The 17,842-nt window shown below is 41.7% G+C and carries 15 protein-coding genes; 4 read left to right on the forward strand and 11 right to left on the reverse strand.

Features of this window, described 5'->3' with window-relative positions:
* Position 1 precedes the first annotated feature (1 nt).
* From ppaX to hprK, 4 genes are read right to left on the reverse strand one after another with little or no spacing between them, the layout of a single operon-like run.
* A complete protein-coding gene (gene ppaX, locus NPA43_RS15640) occupies positions 2-652 on the reverse strand; it encodes a pyrophosphatase PpaX (RefSeq protein ID WP_099726341.1) in 651 nt (216 codons plus the stop codon).
* On the reverse strand, positions 649-1,593 hold the full coding sequence (locus tag NPA43_RS15645) for a nucleoside recognition domain-containing protein (protein ID WP_256499043.1): 945 nt from the start codon (positions 1,591-1,593) through the stop codon (positions 649-651). The genes ppaX and NPA43_RS15645 overlap by 4 nt, the downstream gene beginning before the upstream one ends.
* 19 nt (positions 1,594-1,612) lie before the next feature.
* Positions 1,613-2,437, reverse strand: coding sequence for a prolipoprotein diacylglyceryl transferase (gene lgt / locus NPA43_RS15650; RefSeq protein ID WP_099726343.1), 825 nt, complete (start codon positions 2,435-2,437; stop codon positions 1,613-1,615).
* A gap of 11 nt (positions 2,438-2,448) precedes the next feature.
* Complete coding sequence (gene hprK, locus NPA43_RS15655) at positions 2,449-3,381, reverse strand: HPr(Ser) kinase/phosphatase (protein ID WP_003212943.1); 933 nt, start codon at positions 3,379-3,381, stop codon at positions 2,449-2,451.
* A 177-nt stretch (positions 3,382-3,558) separates the two neighbouring features.
* Between hprK and nagA the strand changes: the two genes are divergently transcribed.
* Genes nagA through NPA43_RS15670 form a run of 3 tightly spaced genes read left to right on the forward strand, consistent with a single transcriptional unit; the run spans position 3,559 to position 6,218 of the window.
* Entirely contained in the window at positions 3,559-4,749 is a 1,191-nt protein-coding gene (gene nagA / locus NPA43_RS15660; protein WP_099726344.1) for an N-acetylglucosamine-6-phosphate deacetylase, read from the forward strand.
* Positions 4,749-5,474, forward strand: a complete 726-nt coding sequence (nagB, locus tag NPA43_RS15665; protein WP_099726345.1) for a glucosamine-6-phosphate deaminase — start codon at positions 4,749-4,751, stop codon at positions 5,472-5,474. The genes nagA and nagB overlap by 1 nt, the downstream gene beginning before the upstream one ends.
* 18 nt (positions 5,475-5,492) lie before the next feature.
* Positions 5,493-6,218 carry a GntR family transcriptional regulator gene (locus NPA43_RS15670; RefSeq protein ID WP_099726346.1) on the forward strand — a complete coding sequence of 242 codons (726 nt, stop codon included), beginning with the start codon at positions 5,493-5,495 and terminating at the stop codon, positions 6,216-6,218.
* 29 nt (positions 6,219-6,247) lie between these two features.
* Here NPA43_RS15670 and NPA43_RS15675 read toward each other — a convergent pair whose 3' ends face one another.
* From NPA43_RS15675 to NPA43_RS15695, 5 genes are all read right to left on the reverse strand, one after another.
* Positions 6,248-10,102: a lamin tail domain-containing metallophosphoesterase family protein gene (locus NPA43_RS15675; RefSeq protein WP_256499044.1), complete on the reverse strand. Its 3,855-nt coding sequence runs from the start codon at positions 10,100-10,102 to the stop codon at positions 6,248-6,250.
* 93 nt (positions 10,103-10,195) lie between these two features.
* Positions 10,196-10,582 carry a phage holin family protein gene (locus tag NPA43_RS15680; RefSeq protein WP_024423577.1) on the reverse strand — a complete coding sequence of 129 codons (387 nt, stop codon included), beginning with the start codon at positions 10,580-10,582 and terminating at the stop codon, positions 10,196-10,198.
* Positions 10,583-10,777: a PspC domain-containing protein gene (locus NPA43_RS15685; RefSeq protein WP_099726348.1), complete on the reverse strand. Its 195-nt coding sequence runs from the start codon at positions 10,775-10,777 to the stop codon at positions 10,583-10,585. It lies immediately after the preceding gene.
* Positions 10,778-10,783: 6 nt separating this feature from the next.
* Positions 10,784-11,875 carry a DUF4097 family beta strand repeat-containing protein gene (locus NPA43_RS15690; RefSeq protein WP_099726349.1) on the reverse strand — a complete coding sequence of 364 codons (1,092 nt, stop codon included), beginning with the start codon at positions 11,873-11,875 and terminating at the stop codon, positions 10,784-10,786.
* Positions 11,876-11,886: 11 nt separating this feature from the next.
* Positions 11,887-12,222 carry a hypothetical protein gene (locus tag NPA43_RS15695; RefSeq protein ID WP_230030691.1) on the reverse strand — a complete coding sequence of 112 codons (336 nt, stop codon included), beginning with the start codon at positions 12,220-12,222 and terminating at the stop codon, positions 11,887-11,889.
* Positions 12,223-12,419: 197 nt separating this feature from the next.
* Here NPA43_RS15695 and NPA43_RS15700 point away from each other — a divergent pair, with 197 nt between their 5' ends.
* Complete coding sequence (locus NPA43_RS15700) at positions 12,420-12,650, forward strand: hypothetical protein (RefSeq protein ID WP_099726351.1); 231 nt, start codon at positions 12,420-12,422, stop codon at positions 12,648-12,650.
* A 198-nt stretch (positions 12,651-12,848) separates the two neighbouring features.
* Here the strand turns inward: NPA43_RS15700 and uvrA are convergent, their stop codons facing one another.
* Complete coding sequence (gene uvrA / locus NPA43_RS15705) at positions 12,849-15,725, reverse strand: excinuclease ABC subunit UvrA (RefSeq protein WP_099726352.1); 2,877 nt, start codon at positions 15,723-15,725, stop codon at positions 12,849-12,851.
* Between the two features lie 7 nt (positions 15,726-15,732).
* Positions 15,733-17,718, reverse strand: coding sequence for an excinuclease ABC subunit UvrB (uvrB, locus tag NPA43_RS15710; protein WP_099726353.1), 1,986 nt, complete (start codon positions 17,716-17,718; stop codon positions 15,733-15,735).
* Positions 17,719-17,842 lie beyond the last annotated feature (124 nt).

Here is a 17,842-nt window from a genome sequence, read left to right on the forward strand (position 1 = left end):
CTTAATCAGCTCCAACAATCGCCAAGAGATCACTCATTTTCTTCAGCATGAAATCAGGGCGATGCTTTAAAAGAGCCTCTTCTCCCTTAATGGACCAAGCGACACCTGCCGTTTTTGTCCCTGCCGCTTGACCAGACAAAATGTCGTGATAATTATCACCGACCATCACCGCTTCATGTGGATCACTGCCAAGTTTGGATAAAGCCAGCTGGACTGGTTCCGGATGCGGCTTCTCATTTTGTACATCATCCAGTGTCACAATCACCTCAAAGAATGGCTCTAAACCTGTCAGCTTCAATCCCATTAAGACCGTATCACGTATCTTCGTTGTAACAATTCCGAGCTTAAATCCTCGATCCTGAAGGATTTTCAACGTATCTATAACCGTCTCATACTCAGTCACAAGCAGATCATGCTGTTCATGATTAAACGTCCGATACATCTGAATCATGTCATCCGTCAGGTTCGGGTCCATCGCAGAAAATGTATCAAACAGTGATGGACCAATAAAATGAAGGATATCCTCACGACTGTACTGACCAGGATAATAATGATCCAGCGTATGCTGAAATGAAGCAATAATTAATTCATTTGTATTGATTAACGTGCCATCTAAATCAAATAGCACTGTGTTGATAGTTGATTCGTTCATATAGCTTCCTTTCTAACAGCTGCATGTTCCCGCTTCCGCCAAATATAGCTAATGGCAGCTGTCAATAAAATGGCAGAAATCAGGCGGATGACAAGAAGCGGCCATACTGGAATGCCAAGTGGAATAAAAATCAGGGTATCTTCAACCACCGCATGACAAGCAACAAGGAAAATGAAGGCAAGGGTTAAATCCTTTTTGCTCACACCGTCCTCTTCCACTGCCTTCATCATCACTCCCGCTCCATAAGCTAGACCAATGGTTAATCCAGCCACCATCGTCATAGACGTATTTTCTTTCATTCCAAGCATTCTAGTAAAAGGAGACAGCCACTTAGACAAAGTATGCAGCCACCCTAAATCTCTCATGAATTGAATGATGATCATGAGAGGGATGACGATACAAGCCAGCTGGAGTACACCAAGAAAGGCTTTCTGTACAGCAAGAAGAACGATCATATACCAGCTTGAAGGCACATCAGCCGCCTGAGCTGCTGTAAGCAATCCATATTGCGCCGGCTCCTGGCCTCCCTGCCAAACAAGATGAATGACAATAGCTGAAACAACGGCAAGACTGATTCTGACTAACAAAATTACGGACACCCTCAGTCCAACCTTTGCCGCCACTGTCGATTCGATAATCAGGTTATGACAAAAGGATAGCATCACCGCTAAAATGAACACTTCCTTCACAGGAAGCTCTAATGTCAAGATAGCGGCAATACCCGCATACAAGTTCAGCATATTTCCTAATACAAGCGGAATCGCCGCTTCCCCCGAAAGACCAAACAACCCCATAAATGGCCGTATGAATTGTATAATCCAATCCATAACAGGCGTATGCTGCAAGATACTGACGAGAATAGTAACCGGAAAAATGACTTTTCCAAGTGTCCAAGTCGTCGACAGCCCTGCTTTAAAGCCGTTTTTCCATGTCTCCCCCATCTCTTCTGATCCCCCCTGCTTAATTCGATGAGTTGTTCTCTTTATACGGAATGGATGCGTAGCCTTTGATTCTTCTAAAGACAATCAGCAAAACAGCTGCTACCAATATCGCAATTGAAATCATCTGTGCGATTCGAAGATGGTCTGTCAGCATTAAGCTGTCCGTTCTCATTCCTTCAATGAAGAAACGGCCAATTGAATACCAAATTAAATAAGACAAGAAAATTTCGCCTCTACGCAGTGATGTTCTGCGTAATAAAATCAAAATCACAACGCCGGCAAGATTCCATAATGATTCGTATAAAAACGTTGGGTGATAATAGGTCCCATCAATATACATTTGATTAATGATAAACTCAGGCAGATGCAAATTTTCTAAAAAGGCTCTTGAGACAGCCTCACCATGCGCTTCCTGATTAATAAAGTTGCCCCAGCGCCCGATAGCCTGCCCTAGTAAAATACTAGGTGCTGCCACATCGGCGATTTTCCAAAAGGATACCTTTTTCACTTTTGTAAATACAATGGCTGTCAGCACTGCACCTATCAGCCCGCCGTGTATTGCAATTCCGCCATTCCAAATCTTAATGATTTCATTTGGATGCTGCTGATAGTAGTCCCATTCAAAGGACACATAATAAATTCGTGCACAAATAATGGCGATTGGAATCGCAAATAAGATTAAGTCAATAAACGTATCTTTATTGATTCCTCTTTTTTCACATTCTCTCAGTGCGAGCCAGAGTCCAAGCAAGGCTCCGACCCCTATAATCACACCATACCAATGAACCGATATAGGTCCGAGCTGAAAAGCAATCGGATCAATTGGTTGAATTGCTTCGTTCATATAGACAACTCCTATTCATCCTGGCCATTGTCTTCAATGACATCGGCAAGTTTACTTGTAAATTGTTCCGCTGCATTATGCCCCATTCGTTTCAATCTGAAGTTCATCGCAGCCACCTCAATAATGACCGCTAAATTTCGTCCTGGACGTACAGGGATGGTCAGCTTCGGTACATCTGTATCAATGATCCGCATTTTTTCTTCTTCAAGCCCTAAACGATCATACTGTTTGCCTTGTTCCCAAAGCTCAAGGTTCATCACAATCGTAATTCTCTTATAGCTTCTGACGGCGCCTGCTCCAAATAAGGTCATCACATTAATAATACCTAATCCACGAATTTCCAGAAGGTGTTCAATCAGCTCTGGTGCGCTTCCAACTAACGTATCCTGATCCTCTTGACGGATTTCCACGCAATCGTCTGCGACCAGCCTGTGTCCCCTCTTTACTAGTTCTAAGGCTGTTTCACTTTTTCCTACTCCGCTTTTCCCAATTAACAAAACACCTACACCATATACATCTACGAGCACGCCATGAATGGCAGTCGTTGGTGCAAGCTTACTTTCTAAAAAGTTGGTTAATCGACTCGAAAGTCTTGTCGTTTTTAAGCTTGATCGTAAAACCGGCACCCCATTTTCATTTGATGCTTCAATTAATTCCTTCGGCACTTCACGATCTCGTGACAAAATAATAGCAGGGGTAATATCTGTACAAAGAGACATCATTCTCTGCTTTCGTTCGCGTTCTGGGAGTTGTTCAAAAAAGGAAAGCTCTGTTTTCCCTAAAAGTTGAACTCTTTCTTTTGGGTAATATGTAAAATATCCAGCCATTTCAATACCTGGTCTGGAAAGATCACTGATTGTAATGGGACGATTAATCCCTTCTTCCCCACTTACCAGTTCAAGATGAAATTGTTCCATTATGTCCTTCGTACGAACTTTCGGCACGCTTCTTCCTCCTTTTATCACAGGCGTTTCAGAAATACAGCTCTATTTTATCACTTTCAATGATGAACCCAAAATAGTATTTTATCCTGATCCTGTCTCACCCCCTCCACTGGTATAGACAACTATACTTAAAAAGGGTAAACTAAAGATAAAGATAACGAATAAGGGGGCACAACCATGAGCAGCTCTTTATTGCTCTCCAATATTCATATTGTGACAAAGGCACAGATCATTGAACACGGTTTTGTCGGTTTATGCGATGGCAAGATCGACTATATTTCAACATCACCACCGACAGGAAATTATGAAAAAGTATATATTTCCCGGGAAAACTTTTATTTACTTCCCGGAATGATTGATATTCACATCCATGGCGGATATGGTGCAGACATGATGGATGCGACACCAGAAGCCATGAATACACTTGCTGACAATTTACCGTCAGAAGGAACGACAAGCTTTTTAGCGACAACCATTACCCAAAACCATCAAGAGATTGAGCAAGCACTTAAAAATGTCGCTCATTGGAAACAGTATAATGAAGAACAAGCAGGAAGTCAGGCACAATGTTTAGGTATCCACCTCGAAGGTCCATTTATTTCTAAGGATAAAGCAGGTGCACAACCTGCTCAATGGATTAAACAGACGGATCTCCCGCTTTTCGAGAAATGGTTAGATGCATCTGAACAGCTCATTCAAGTTGTCACGTTTGCACCTGAGGAAGACCTTGAATTTGCTTTTCTTTCCCTGTTGCAAGAAAAGAACATCATCCCTTCTATTGGACATACGAATGCTCATCATGACATGATTGAATTAGCAGCAAAGCATGGTGCACGCCATGTGACGCACCTTTATAATGCAATGAGTTCGTTTCAGCATCGTGAGCCAAATGCTGTAGGTGCTGCTCTTACAAACGAGAACCTTCATATTGAGCTGATCACAGATGGTATTCATTCACACCCTCTTTCTATAAAGCTTGCGTATCTCGCAAAAGGAAGTGATCGTTTGATAATGATCACAGACTCAATGCGTGCAAAAGGTCTAGGGGATGGAACATACGAGTTTGGCGGTCAGACTGTCACAGTCAGCGGTGAAAAGGCATTGCTGTCAGATGGGACACTTGCAGGGTCGATTTTACGAATGAAAGATGGCGTCAAACGAATGAGACAGATCACTCATTGTGAGTGGACCGAGATTGCAAAGATGACCTCAACCAATGCAGCCACTCAGCTAGGGCTTGATCATCAGCTCGGTTCTATCGAAGTTGGAAAACTGGCGGACTTGGTCATTTGGGATCAATCTGGCGAACTAATGATGACGATCTGCCGCGGGCAAATCGTCTTTGAAAAAAAGGAGGCCAACCACTGATGAACATCATCGAATTTGAAGATAAAGATCAATTAGGAAAAGAAGCAGCTGCCCTCATTGCACGTACAATCGCATCTAAACCAGATGCAGTGCTCGGCCTAGCAACTGGCGGTACACCTATCGATACCTACAAAGAATTAATTCAACTTCATCAAGCGAAGCAACTGTCTTTCAAACAAACAAGAACAGTCAATTTGGATGAGTATGCAGGACTTCATCCCGATGATGAAAATAGTTATATGACCTATATGAAACGTCATTTATTTGATCATATTGATCTCCCTCAGGATCAGTATTTCCTGCCAAATGGCGCTGCACCTAATTTGGAAGAAGAATGCTTAAGATATGATCAGCTCATTCAAGATGTAGGGGGCATCGACCTTCAGCTTCTTGGAATCGGACAAAATGGACATATTGGTTTTAACGAACCAGGTACCTCTTTCGACTCAAAGACTCATGTTGTTCAATTAGATGAAAACACCCGTCAAGCAAATGCAAGATACTTTTCTTCTATTGATGAGGTACCTACACATGCCATCACAATGGGAATTGCGAGCATTCTTTCAAGCAAAAAAATTCTCCTTCTTGCATCAGGAAAATCAAAAGCGAAAGTGATACAATATTTAGAACAGACAGAGATTCACCCAGACTTCCCTGCATCTGCCCTTAAACATCATCAAGATGTGACGATTTTCATTGATCGAGAAGCTGGTTCACTACGCTAAACACGAGAGGATTTTCACATGTTTATTGATAAACAGTCACCTATTCCGATGTACCATCAGATTATGGAGAACTTGAAAAAGCAGATTGAGGATGGAACATTAGCACCTGATACACTCATTCCTTCTGAAAGAGAGTATGCCGAACGCTTTGATATTAGTCGAATGACTGTCAGACAAGCCTTATCGAACCTTGTGAACGAAGGATATTTGTATCGCCAAAAAGGAAAAGGCACCTTTGTTAGCCGAAAAAAGTTTGAACAACCGCTTCAAGGCTTAACAAGCTTTACAGAAGATATGCGCCAACGAGGGCTCAAAGCCTCAAGCCAGCTGGTTGATTTCAAAAAAACCGTATGTCCAGAGCACTTGCTGCCAGTCTTACAACTTTCTAATAGCGATGCTGTATATGAACTAAAACGAATACGTCTTGCAAATGATGAACCAATGGCGATTGAAACGAGCTATATACCCGAAACATTCGCTGGAGAATTAACCAAGAAACATTTAACTGGCTCTTTATATGAATATATAGAAAATCACACTGGCCTTGCAATTGCCCATGCAAAACAGGAGCTTGAAGCCAATGTTGCCTCAGAGCAGGAAGCACACGTGCTGTCTATTTCAACTGGCTCGCCTGTGCTATCAATTGCAAGAACAACGTATTTTCAAAACGACCTTCCATTCGAGTATGTTCTTTCCGTTTATAGAGGGGATCGTTACAAACTCATTCATACAATGGAAAGATAAACTGTGCTCCTACATCGAAGCACAGTTTCTTATTTCCGAAGATATGTTGTTTCGTCATCATTTTTTGTATGAATTTTCCATATAGGTGAAACAGCTTTCCCTTGAAAACGATCTTTTGCAACAGTATACCAATAATAGTCTTGATTTGGCTTTAAGCCTTTCCACTTAAAGCTTGCTTTTTTGCCGCTTTTTACGCCTCGTGCTTCTCCTAGAAGGACGTTTGTATATACATTGAGTTCAAAATAATTGGTTTTGACGGATTTCATTTTCGGCGTCAAATCCACATCAATTGAAAACTCATCCTGATCTCCATACGTTTTAGGATCATAGAAATGCTCTTGATTCATGTAAGGTGAGTATGTTGTAAAATGAAGTTGATTTTTTTCTTGATCCGCTGTAATCAACCTCATAAATCCTTGACCGCCCTCAGGACCTGACTGATAATCAGCAAGGATTTGATATACTTTCCGGTCCACTTTTCCATCATGGTCATCATCAAGCTCATCTACTTTCCTGCTCGCTCCGTGGTAGTGCCCGCTAAATACTGCCACAATATTAGGGTGACGTTTTACCACTTGGTGGAAGATGAGGTCGCCTATCGGACTTCGGTTGCCACTCACTAACAAATACTCGTGAAAGTTTAAAATGACGATACGATCTGGATGCTCAGAAATGACACGGTTTAACCAATCGATTTCATTTTGCTTAATCCCCCAGCCCATGTACACCATCATATAATCATTGCCACCGGCAGAGATGAGATCATAATGACCTCGATTATTTTGATAGGATTCACCATAATAAGGTTTTTCTGCAAAGCGTTTCGCTCCAAAGTATCTCCCATATTCCGCATAAAAACCATCCTTGTGTCTGACATCATGATTTCCTGCTAAAACACCATAAGGAATATGATGATCATCTAACACACGCATAAATGTATCGGCACGATTCCATTGCTTATCCTTTGAATCATCCACAATATCGCCTGTATGGAACACATATTGAATGTTTAACTTATCTCTTTGATCTCTGATCCATTCGACCATTTGTTTAAAGATATGAGGATAGCTCTTTGCATAGTATTGTGTGTCAGACATCCATACCATCCTATATGGCTTTTGCACTTTGCTGATTTCATCCTGTACAAGCAAATCAAACGTTTGATTCTTCATGTACTGTCTCACTGACAGCAGGCCTTTAAGGTAAAATTCCTTTTGATCCTTTGCAAAGTGATGAGTGATTTTATCCCATTTTTCATGCTGATGATTCCATGCGTACATTGTCACCTTTCTCCCTGACAATGATCCTCCTTTCCAAACAGCCTCGACGACATCCTTTTCACGTACATGATGATGCACCTTGATTTGAAAACGATGGTAGGGAAAACGCTGTAAATCCTTCGTCTCGACTGCCTTACCATCAGCAAATGCAATGCGATTCCTTTCTTGATCAGAAAAGATCATTTCCCCCGTTTGGTTAAAACTCTTTGGCGGTTCAGTCTCAGCTGCATATTTAAAAATCTTCATTGATGGATGCAGCGATGTATATTGGTAGGCACGATAAAATGAGTAATCTAACTTATCATTTGTTGGGTCCTTGGTTAACACGGTTTGCTTAGACGATTCCACTTTTGTCTTATCTGACACTCGTTCTGGTATCTCGGGGTGTTCATGTACCGTCTTGAATTCTTTTTTCAAAGTAGACATGTTCCCTGCGGCATCTTTTGCTTTGATTGTAAACGTGTGCTCTCCAGGGTCTAATTCACTAGAAGATGTCTGATAAGGCAAGGAAACCGGTTTACCATCTAAAAATGCCTTCATGTCCTCTATGTCACTCCAACGATCAGTTACCTTTGCCTTTAACGTAAAGGCTCCTTTATATTGTTCATTTGCTTGTATGTTGGTCTTGATTTTCGGACCTGTGTTATCGACTTTTACACGTACAGATGCATGCTCGCCTGCGGTTTTGGCCTCAATAAGATGCGTTCCTTCTTTCAGCCTTCTTGTATCCCACTGAATATAGGTTGAAACATAAGCCTCTTTTGGGATTTCAAATTGAAACGTTCTTACCTTTTTGGCGTTACCACCGTCTCCCATCTTCCATTCTTTTTGCGGCTTGGAATTCACTGGAGCAATTTGTGTTCCATTCGATAAAATCATCCTGACATTTTTCAATTCAAAATCATCGTGATTCTCCCCAGGCAGCCGGTCAACCGGGGAAGACTTCGTTCCAGCATGAATAGAAATCGTTTGTGAACCTGACTGATTCATCTCTGCTTCTGGTATTGGCATTGTATAGGTACGATACACTTTTGTCGAATCATCAAAAATAGAAAGTAAGTGCTTACCTATGGACACTCCATTTCTAAAATATAAATTTGTCCCTTTGACATCAAATGCAATATATGGATCTGCTTCAAGGGCCGAAAATGCTTGTCGACTTCGCTTTCCATCTATCATCAATTGGATGTTTTTTTTCTGATCAGATGTTGCCTTTAATGAGAATATACCTGAAACTGTATCTCCCTCTTCTACATTGAATCGCAGACCGTGGGTTTTGCTGACCTGCTCCACATCAATCGTTTTCTTCATCGTCATTGCTTGATTTTCGCCGTCTGACGCTTCAAGCTGATATTCCAACTGTTCTTTACCAATCAGCTCAGGCGAATAAATAATATGATGAAATAGCCGGTCATTATGATCTTTTTGAAGCAGAATCTCTTTAAAATCATCTTTCCGATTCGTTCGATAACGCAGCTTGACGGTTTTGACGAACTGATCATCCTGTACATCTGCTTTAATCTCTATACTTTCAGTTGGTTTCACCGGTTTCTTGTCCGTCATATCTTCAATGACAGGTTTATGAATATCTTGAGAAATTTCCTTTTTTTCAGATGGAATTTGTGCTTTTAACACTTTTCCAGGTGTTGGCTCTTCCTCAATTTTCGAGATCAGCTTCATTTGCGGCGTACCATCCATCGGATACTTAAACAGCAAGGATTTATGCTCGCTAAACAATGATGGCTTTAAACGAAATGCTGCTGAAGAAATCTCCTCACCTATATTTGTTGTGATCGTGACAAGACGAGATTTGGAATTGGACAGCCCTTTGCTCTCGATCACTGAGATATGCTCTCCTTCTTTTAATTGGCTTTTGTACATAGCATTAAAGTCCGCTACTGTTAAATGCTCCTGCCCTTTTTTTCTTAACCAGAAAACATAAGGCTTTCCAGGTGAAAGGGTGACTGGATTTGTGTGAAATGAATAAACATCATCCATCTCGGTGCCTTGTGCAGGATTGCGGTAGCGCAGCTGATAATGCTGAAGAGAGATAGGAGCATGCGTCGTGTTATAAACTTCTATAAATTCAAATGCATCTTTGCCTTTTCGATTTTTTGAATTAACGACAATCTCCGTGATGAGTAAGTCCGGAATATGTGAGAGATCCTCTTCAAATCCGTTTAAGTGAACAGATTGTTCCGCCGTTTTGATCACAGATTTCTGCGTAAGAAACTCTGTATAGTAATGAACCGTTGAATTCCATAATTGATCTGGCGGGATTTTCGCTGTAAATTCTGGCTTCATTCCAGGTAACCGTTCCATTGGAATCAATCGGTACCCCAGTTCATCACTTTGTTTATAGTACAAGTTTGCAGACAAAATTTGTTCTGACTGACTAATAGACGCCCGAAACTGAAGATCACGGCTTTTTCCTTGAACTGGACGAACGTCCACATGAAATTGGTCAAAAATAAAAGGTGAAAACGGCTTGTCCGGTATATTCACTTGTGTTTGGATAAAGGGCCCTGCTGAAGCAGGCTGACTAAAACAAAAAAGAATGATAAAAAAACATAAAAGCATGATTTGTCTGCTCACATTCACCATCGTGCACCACCTCCCTTCGGATATTGTGTCTCCTGAAGGTGGTTTTTATGACAGATGGAACGGGAAAATAAGACAATTTTACACAAAAAACCGTTAGCTTTTTTTCGCTAACGGCTCCACGATTCCTTTTTGTATCAGCAGATGGAAAATGGATAAAATGACAGCCATCCAAATGGCCGTTCCAAACCCATCAATGTTAAAACTATCGCCCATAAAGCTCGATGTCATCATCAGTGTGATGGCATTAATGACAAATAAGAACAATCCTAGTGAGAGTACGGTCACTGGCAGCGTTAAAATGATCAAAAACGGCTTCACTAAAATATTGAGCAAGGACAAAATGATACTTGCCACAATGGCTGCACCAAATCCTTCAATATACACACTTCCGAGCCCCGGCAGAATGCCCGAATCAAAATATCCAGCAATGACAATTAAAAGTAATGCATTTACTAAAATACTGACGATCCATCTAAGCATTTAGTTAGTGCCTTCTTCCGGAACAACAAAATACCAGATGAAGTAAACAAGGAAGATCGGCATAAATGCTGTCATAAATCCGATAATCACTGTTAAAATGCGAAGCAGGGATGCATCAACACTTAAGTATTCGGCAAGTCCACCAACAACACCCGCTATTTTTTTATTTGTTGCTGAACGATAAAGCTTCTTCATGTAGAATCACTCCTTGTCTGATTGGTGCTTTACTTGTATTGAACCTGTTTTTGTTTCTGCAAAAATGGATATACTGTGCACTGCCTGTTGATTGGCTTTGATCATTTTCTCTTTTTGCAGCGTTTCATTTTTCTCTTTCACCATATCTGCATCAAGCAAATCGTGAGAGATAGACCCGAGATTGCTTTTCAGCTCAGCGGTCACTGCACATGCACGCGGGATCTGAACGTCCACACTGCCTGTTGTGGTTTTCGCATAGATCGAACGGCACTTCTCATCCGACAGCTGGACAGCAATGTTCCCGTTAAAGCTCTGGGCATCAATTGATTCACTTTTCCCACGCAGGTCAATGAGCCCATTGATGGTTTCTACTTCAATCATACCACACTCGTGATCAGCCAGTTTAATTTGTCCGTTTGCTGTTTCAATTCCGACTTTATCTGCCTGTAAAGAGGCAAAAGAGACAACACCATTTGTGGTTTTCGCAGCAAGTTCTTTTGTCATTAGCTTTTCCCCGCGAATCGGTCCATTAAACAGCTTGACCTTGATCTTATCGTATTGGATACGCGGTACATATAAGGTGACATTGACTTTCATCGTCTTCTTTTCGGTTCGAATAAAAAATTTATCCCCTTCAAGCCCGCAGTCCAATTGATTGAGAAATTGCTGTCTTGCCTGCTCTCCATCCTCTGCGCGGTAGATTTTCGCATGGCACTCTGCTCGAATATCTCTATCGTCCCAAGGCATCACATTGAGACTGCCGTTAGCCAATTGAATATCTAAATGAGAGAGTGAGGCATCTTTGAACTGAAAAATGTGATCAACATCGACTGACTGTCCAAAGTTCAAATCAAGATCCACATCTTTTACCTTTTTCACCGCAGAATCTAACCAGCCAAACAGCTTTGCCCCAAGATTCTCGGTGGCGTTTCCGTTACTTTCTGCCCCAGCTTTTTCTTCATGAAAGGTATGATCGGCTGTAGACTTCTCTAATGATACAGACTGACTTTCTTCTAGCTTTTCTAAAAGCGTAATCGCTTCTTTTGCTGATAATGTCCCGTCTTCTACTAATTTTAAAATTCGTTCTTTTTCATTCATACAAAGCCCTCCTACGATTTGATGGATTGAAGTACTTTAATACCTTGAATGATATTCCAAATGACAGAGATCAAAAAGCCAATAGCTACTAAAAAACACAAAATAAGCATCGTCATGCCTGGAATGAGAGAGTCACTCGCCTGCGTCGCAAGTAAAAATGGGATAGACCCAAAAACCAAAATAATGCCCGCTGCAATTGGCAGCAGATGTGACCAAAATGCCCGCATCGCATGCCGTTTCGTTTCCTTTTGGTCTACTACAAAATACGCCACAATCGGTAAGATAAACGGCATAAAAAATACACTAAAATAACAAATAGATGCAATGATCGACTGATCTCTATTCATATATATTCGCTCCTTCATGACGAAAATTCCTTTCTAAATCATACGTTTATTGCGTATAAAAAGTTTCAAAATCATCCGAATTACATATGACCTTAGACACAAATTATTTCTTTTTCCCCCTAAGTGTAGATTCTTCACGGATTACCCTTTAAAATATGTTGAAAAGATGGTGATTATCATTATAGGGGGTAATTATTTTGACAGATCATCATAATTCTAACCACACAGTCCAAACGCTTTTAGACCTTATACAGAAACAGAAAAGCATGAACAGCGAAATGATCAAGGAGCTGGAGACGATTCATCCGTCTCATCCGAAATATGGTGATATCCGCTACTTAAAAGTACTGCTCGACAGCAGCAGCACCCATATCTTAAAGGATTTAACGCACCTCAGTAATTTAATGCCGAAGGAAGATGCGCAATAAAAGGAAAACCCCTCGGATAAAGAGGGGTTTAGACCGGGGAGAAAGGGCTAAAATGATCTTTATTTTAGCCCTTTCTCTTCTTTTCAGCGTGATAGAAAACCTTTGAAGTCTAGGAAGGGCGAATACCGGAGCGCAGACCTGACAAAGAGTGCGAGGGTTTGCCTACACGCTGAACCCCCGATAAAGAGGGGCTTTTTCTTATGATGATGTCACACTTTCCGTTTCTTTGACCAACTGTTTCATTCGTTCGCGGTCACGTTCTAAAATAGGCTTCAAGTATTGACCTGTGTAAGAAGCTTCTTCTTTTGCAATGTGCTCAGGTGTTCCAGTGGCAATGATCGTTCCGCCGCCTGCACCGCCTTCTGGTCCTAAATCAACGAGGTAATCAGCGGCCTTGATAATATCAAGGTTGTGCTCAATGACCAAAACCGTATCCCCGTTTTCGACCAAACGCTGAAGCACTTTTAATAAACGGGCAATATCATCGACATGAAGGCCAGTTGTCGGCTCGTCTAAAATATAAAGAGACCTTCCGTTTGAACGGCGGTGAAGCTCAGATGCCAATTTCACACGCTGCGCCTCTCCCCCAGACAATGTCGTCGCAGGCTGTCCAAGTGTAATGTATCCTAGCCCAACATCATAAATCGTTTGTAGCTTTCGCTTAATTTTCGGGATGTTCTCGAAAAATTGCAGTGCGTCCTCCACAGTCATTTCAAGAACATCAGCAATGTTTTTTCCTTTATACGTAACCTCTAGTGTCTCTCGGTTATAACGTTTCCCGTGACACACCTCACAAGGTACATACACATCAGGTAAAAAGTGCATTTCAATTTTAATGATTCCATCTCCACGACACGCCTCACAGCGGCCGCCTTTGACGTTAAAGCTGAATCTGCCTTTCTTATAGCCTCGTACCTTTGCTTCATTGGTTTGTGCAAAGACATCCCGCACGTCATCAAATACACCTGTATAAGTGGCAGGGTTGGATCTTGGTGTACGGCCAATTGGAGATTGATCAATATCAATGACCTTATCTAAATAATCCATTCCTTTGATTTCTTTGTGCTGTCCTGGCTTCGCCTTCGCTCTATGCAGTTTTTGCGCAAGTGATTTCAATAGAATTTCATTCACAAGCGTACTTTTCCCTGAGCCAGACACACCCGTCACCGCTGTAAAGACACCTAAAGGAAACTTCGCATTAACGTTTTTCAGGTTGTTTTCTTTTGCACCTTTTATTTCGATGTAGCGGCCGTCAGGCTTTCTTCTTTCAATTGGAAGCGGGATAAATTTCTCACCAGATAAATATTGGCCTGTCAAAGATTTCGGGTCCTTCATGACTTCTTCTGGCGTTCCAGCCGAAATCACTTCTCCTCCATGAACGCCTGCTCCCGGTCCAATATCAATCAAATAATCAGCGGCAAGCATTGTATCTTCATCATGCTCCACGACAATCAGCGTGTTTCCGATGTCACGCATGTTTTTCAAGGTTCCAATCAAACGGTCATTATCCCGTTGATGCAGACCAATAGATGGTTCATCTAATATATAAAGAACACCTGTCAGTCTTGACCCGATTTGAGTCGCAAGACGAATCCGCTGCGCCTCACCGCCTGATAGTGTGCCAGCTGATCGGCTTAATGTCAAATAATCTAAACCTACATTATTTAAGAAGGACAAACGTTCTTTGATTTCTCGTAAAATGAGCTGGGCAATCTGCAAATCTTTCTCAGATAACTCGATTTTTTCATAGAGATCAAGTGCATCAGAGACAGATAAATCGGTAATTTCTCCGATGTGCTGGCCATTGATGAGAACCGCAAGCGTTTCTTTTTTCAGGCGATACCCTTTACATGTCGGACAAGGCTGATTGGCCATATATTTTTCCATTTGCTCACGGATATAATCAGAGCTTGTTTCCTTGTAACGTCGTTCAATGTTACGAAGGACACCTTCGAACTCAATTTCGTTTTCACGAACCTGACCAAAATCATTTTCATATTTAAAATAAATCAGCTCAGAGCCGCTGCCATATAAAATTTTATCGAATAAATGCGGCGGTATATCTTTGACTGGAATGTCCATGTCGATTCCATAGTGTGTACATACAGCCTCAAGAAGCTGCGGATAGTATTGTGAGCTCTGCGGCTCCCATGGTGCAATGGCATGCTGACGTAAAGTCAAATCCTTATTAGGAATCACAAGCTCAGGGTCGACTTCTAGTTTAGAACCGAGTCCATCACAGCTCGGACAGGCACCGAAAGGACTGTTAAACGAGAACATTCTCGGCTCAAGTTCACCAATAGAGAACCCGCAGTGCGGACAAGCATGATGTTCACTAAATAACAGCTCTTCTTGTCCAATCACATCAATCATGACCCGGCCTTCTCCTAGACGAAGTGCCGTTTCAAGGGAATCAGACAGCCTAGCGGCAACGCCTTCCTTCACCACAATCCGGTCAATGACGACTTCAATGGAATGCTTTTTATTCTTTTCGAGCTCGATATCTTCTGAAAGGTCTTCCATCTCTCCATCGACTCTCACTCGAACATAGCCCTGCTTCCGAATTTGATCAAGTACTTTGACATGTGTTCCTTTGCGGCCAGATACGACCGGTGCAAGCACTTGCAGCTTCGTTCTTTCTGGATATTCTAAAATGCGATCTGTCATTTGCTCAATCGTTTGTGACGTAATTTCAATCCCATGTATAGGACAAATAGGTTTTCCGACTCTAGCATATAATAGACGTAAGTAATCATAGATTTCAGTGACAGTTCCAACCGTTGATCTAGGGTTCCGGCTTGTTGTTTTTTGGTCAATACTAATCGCCGGAGAAAGACCTTCAATGGCATCTACATCTGGTTTATCCATTTGACCGAGAAACTGGCGTGCATATGCTGAAAGAGATTCAACGTACCGGCGCTGACCTTCTGCATAAATGGTATCAAAGGCAAGCGACGATTTTCCTGAACCAGATAAACCCGTAATGACCACTAGCTGGTCACGCGGGATATTCACATCAATATTTTTAAGGTTGTGGGCTCTAGCACCTTTCACCTCTATTCGTTCCATAGCCATCAGGCAATCATCCTTCCGCTTTTAGCTCTAGCAATAGATCTCTTAATTCTGCTGCTTTTTCAAAATCAAGCGCTTTTGCTGCTTCTTTCATTTCCATCTCGACTTTTTCGATCACTTTTTCTCGTTCTTTTTTGCTCATTTTCGACAGCTTTGGTGCTGCTTTTGTTTCATATTCTTCCGATTCCTCATGTATCTTTGTTGCCTTAATGACATCACGGATTTTCTTATGAATCGTTTGCGGGGTAATCTCAAATTTCTCGTTATATGCTTCTTGCTGTTCTCGTCTTCGCTTCGTTTCTTGAATCGCAATGTCCATTGATTTCGTCATTTTGTCTGCATACATAATGACCCGGCCTTCTGAATTTCTCGCTGCACGGCCAATCGTCTGGATGAGGGATCTTTCAGAACGTAAAAAGCCTTCTTTATCCGCATCTAAAATAGCCACGAGCGACACCTCTGGAATATCGAGCCCTTCACGAAGAAGGTTGATTCCAACGAGTACATCATATTTACCGAGGCGTAAATCACGAATAATCTCAATCCGCTCAAGAGTCTTAATTTCTGAATGCAGATAATTGACCTTGATCCCAATTTCTTTTAGATAATCTGTGAGATCCTCAGACATTTTTTTCGTCAAAGTGGTCACAAGCACACGTTCATTTTTCTCCATTCTTGTATGAATTTCTCCAATTAAATCATCGATTTGTCCTTCAATCGGACGGACTTCAATGATCGGATCCAGTAAACCAGTTGGGCGGATAATTTGTTCCACGACCTCTGGCGTTTTCTCAAGTTCGTACGGCCCTGGCGTTGCGGATACATGTACAATATGATTGATATGCTTTTCAAACTCATCAAAGGTGAGCGGTCTATTATCAAGTGCTGATGGCAGACGGAATCCGTGATCAACCAACACTTGTTTTCTTGCTTGGTCCCCGTTGTACATTGCTCGGATTTGCGGGATGGTCACGTGTGACTCATCAACAACAATCATAAAATCATCCGGGAAATAATCAAGCAGTGTGTAAGGTGTTGAACCAGGAGGACGCAAGGTCAAATGTCTTGAATAGTTCTCGATTCCTGAACAAAAGCCCATCTCCCTCATCATCTCAAGGTCATATCTTGTCCGTTGCTCAAGACGCTGCGCTTCAAGCAATTTGCCGTTTTCACGAAGCTTTTCCAGCTGTTCCTCAAGCTCTTGTTCAATATTGATAATCGCTTTTTCCATTTTTTCTTCTCTTGTGACGAAGTGGGATGCTGGGAAAATAGCGACATGCTCACGATCACCGAGAATTTCTCCAGTCAGTGCATCCACTTCACGAATACGTTCAATTTCATCACCGAAAAACTCCACTCTGATACAATGCTCATCTCGTGAAGCAGGAAAAATTTCAACGACGTCGCCCCGTACTCGGAAGGTTCCGCGCTGAAAATCTATATCATTACGAGAATACTGAATATCCACCAGCTTACGAAGAAGCTGATTGCGTTCAATCTCCATTTCAGTGCGCAAAGACAGTACAAGCTCTCGGTATTCCTCAGGCGAACCTAAGCCATAAATACAGGATACACTAGCAATGATGATGACATCTCTCCGCTCAAATAACGAGGATGTGGCGGAGTGTCTTAACTTATCTATCTCATCATTGATGCTGGCGTCCTTTTCAATAAATGTATCGGTCTGAGGAACATATGCCTCAGGCTGGTAATAATCATAGTAACTCACAAAATATTCAACAGCATTATTCGGAAAGAATTCCTTAAACTCGCTGTATAATTGACCGGCAAGTGTCTTATTATGCGCAATGACAAGTGTCGGTTTGTTCACTTCTTTGATCAGGTTTGATACAGTAAAGGTCTTTCCCGTACCTGTAGCACCTAACAGCGTTTGATGCTGTTTCCCCTGATGGATCCCCTCCACGAGCTTTTCAATCGCCTTTGGCTGATCTCCTTGGGGCTGATAGTTAGAAACTAATTCAAAGCGGTCACTCACATCAAAGCCTCCGTTTCGTTACGAAATCTATCTAATGAATATATTATCATAAAAGAACACAAAAATACGAACTAAAGTTCGTGTATCACTTGATTTTTATTTCCAATACAGCCATACCCTCTCT

Source organism: Bacillus pumilus, assembly GCF_024498355.1.
GTDB lineage: Bacteria > Bacillota > Bacilli > Bacillales > Bacillaceae > Bacillus > Bacillus pumilus_P.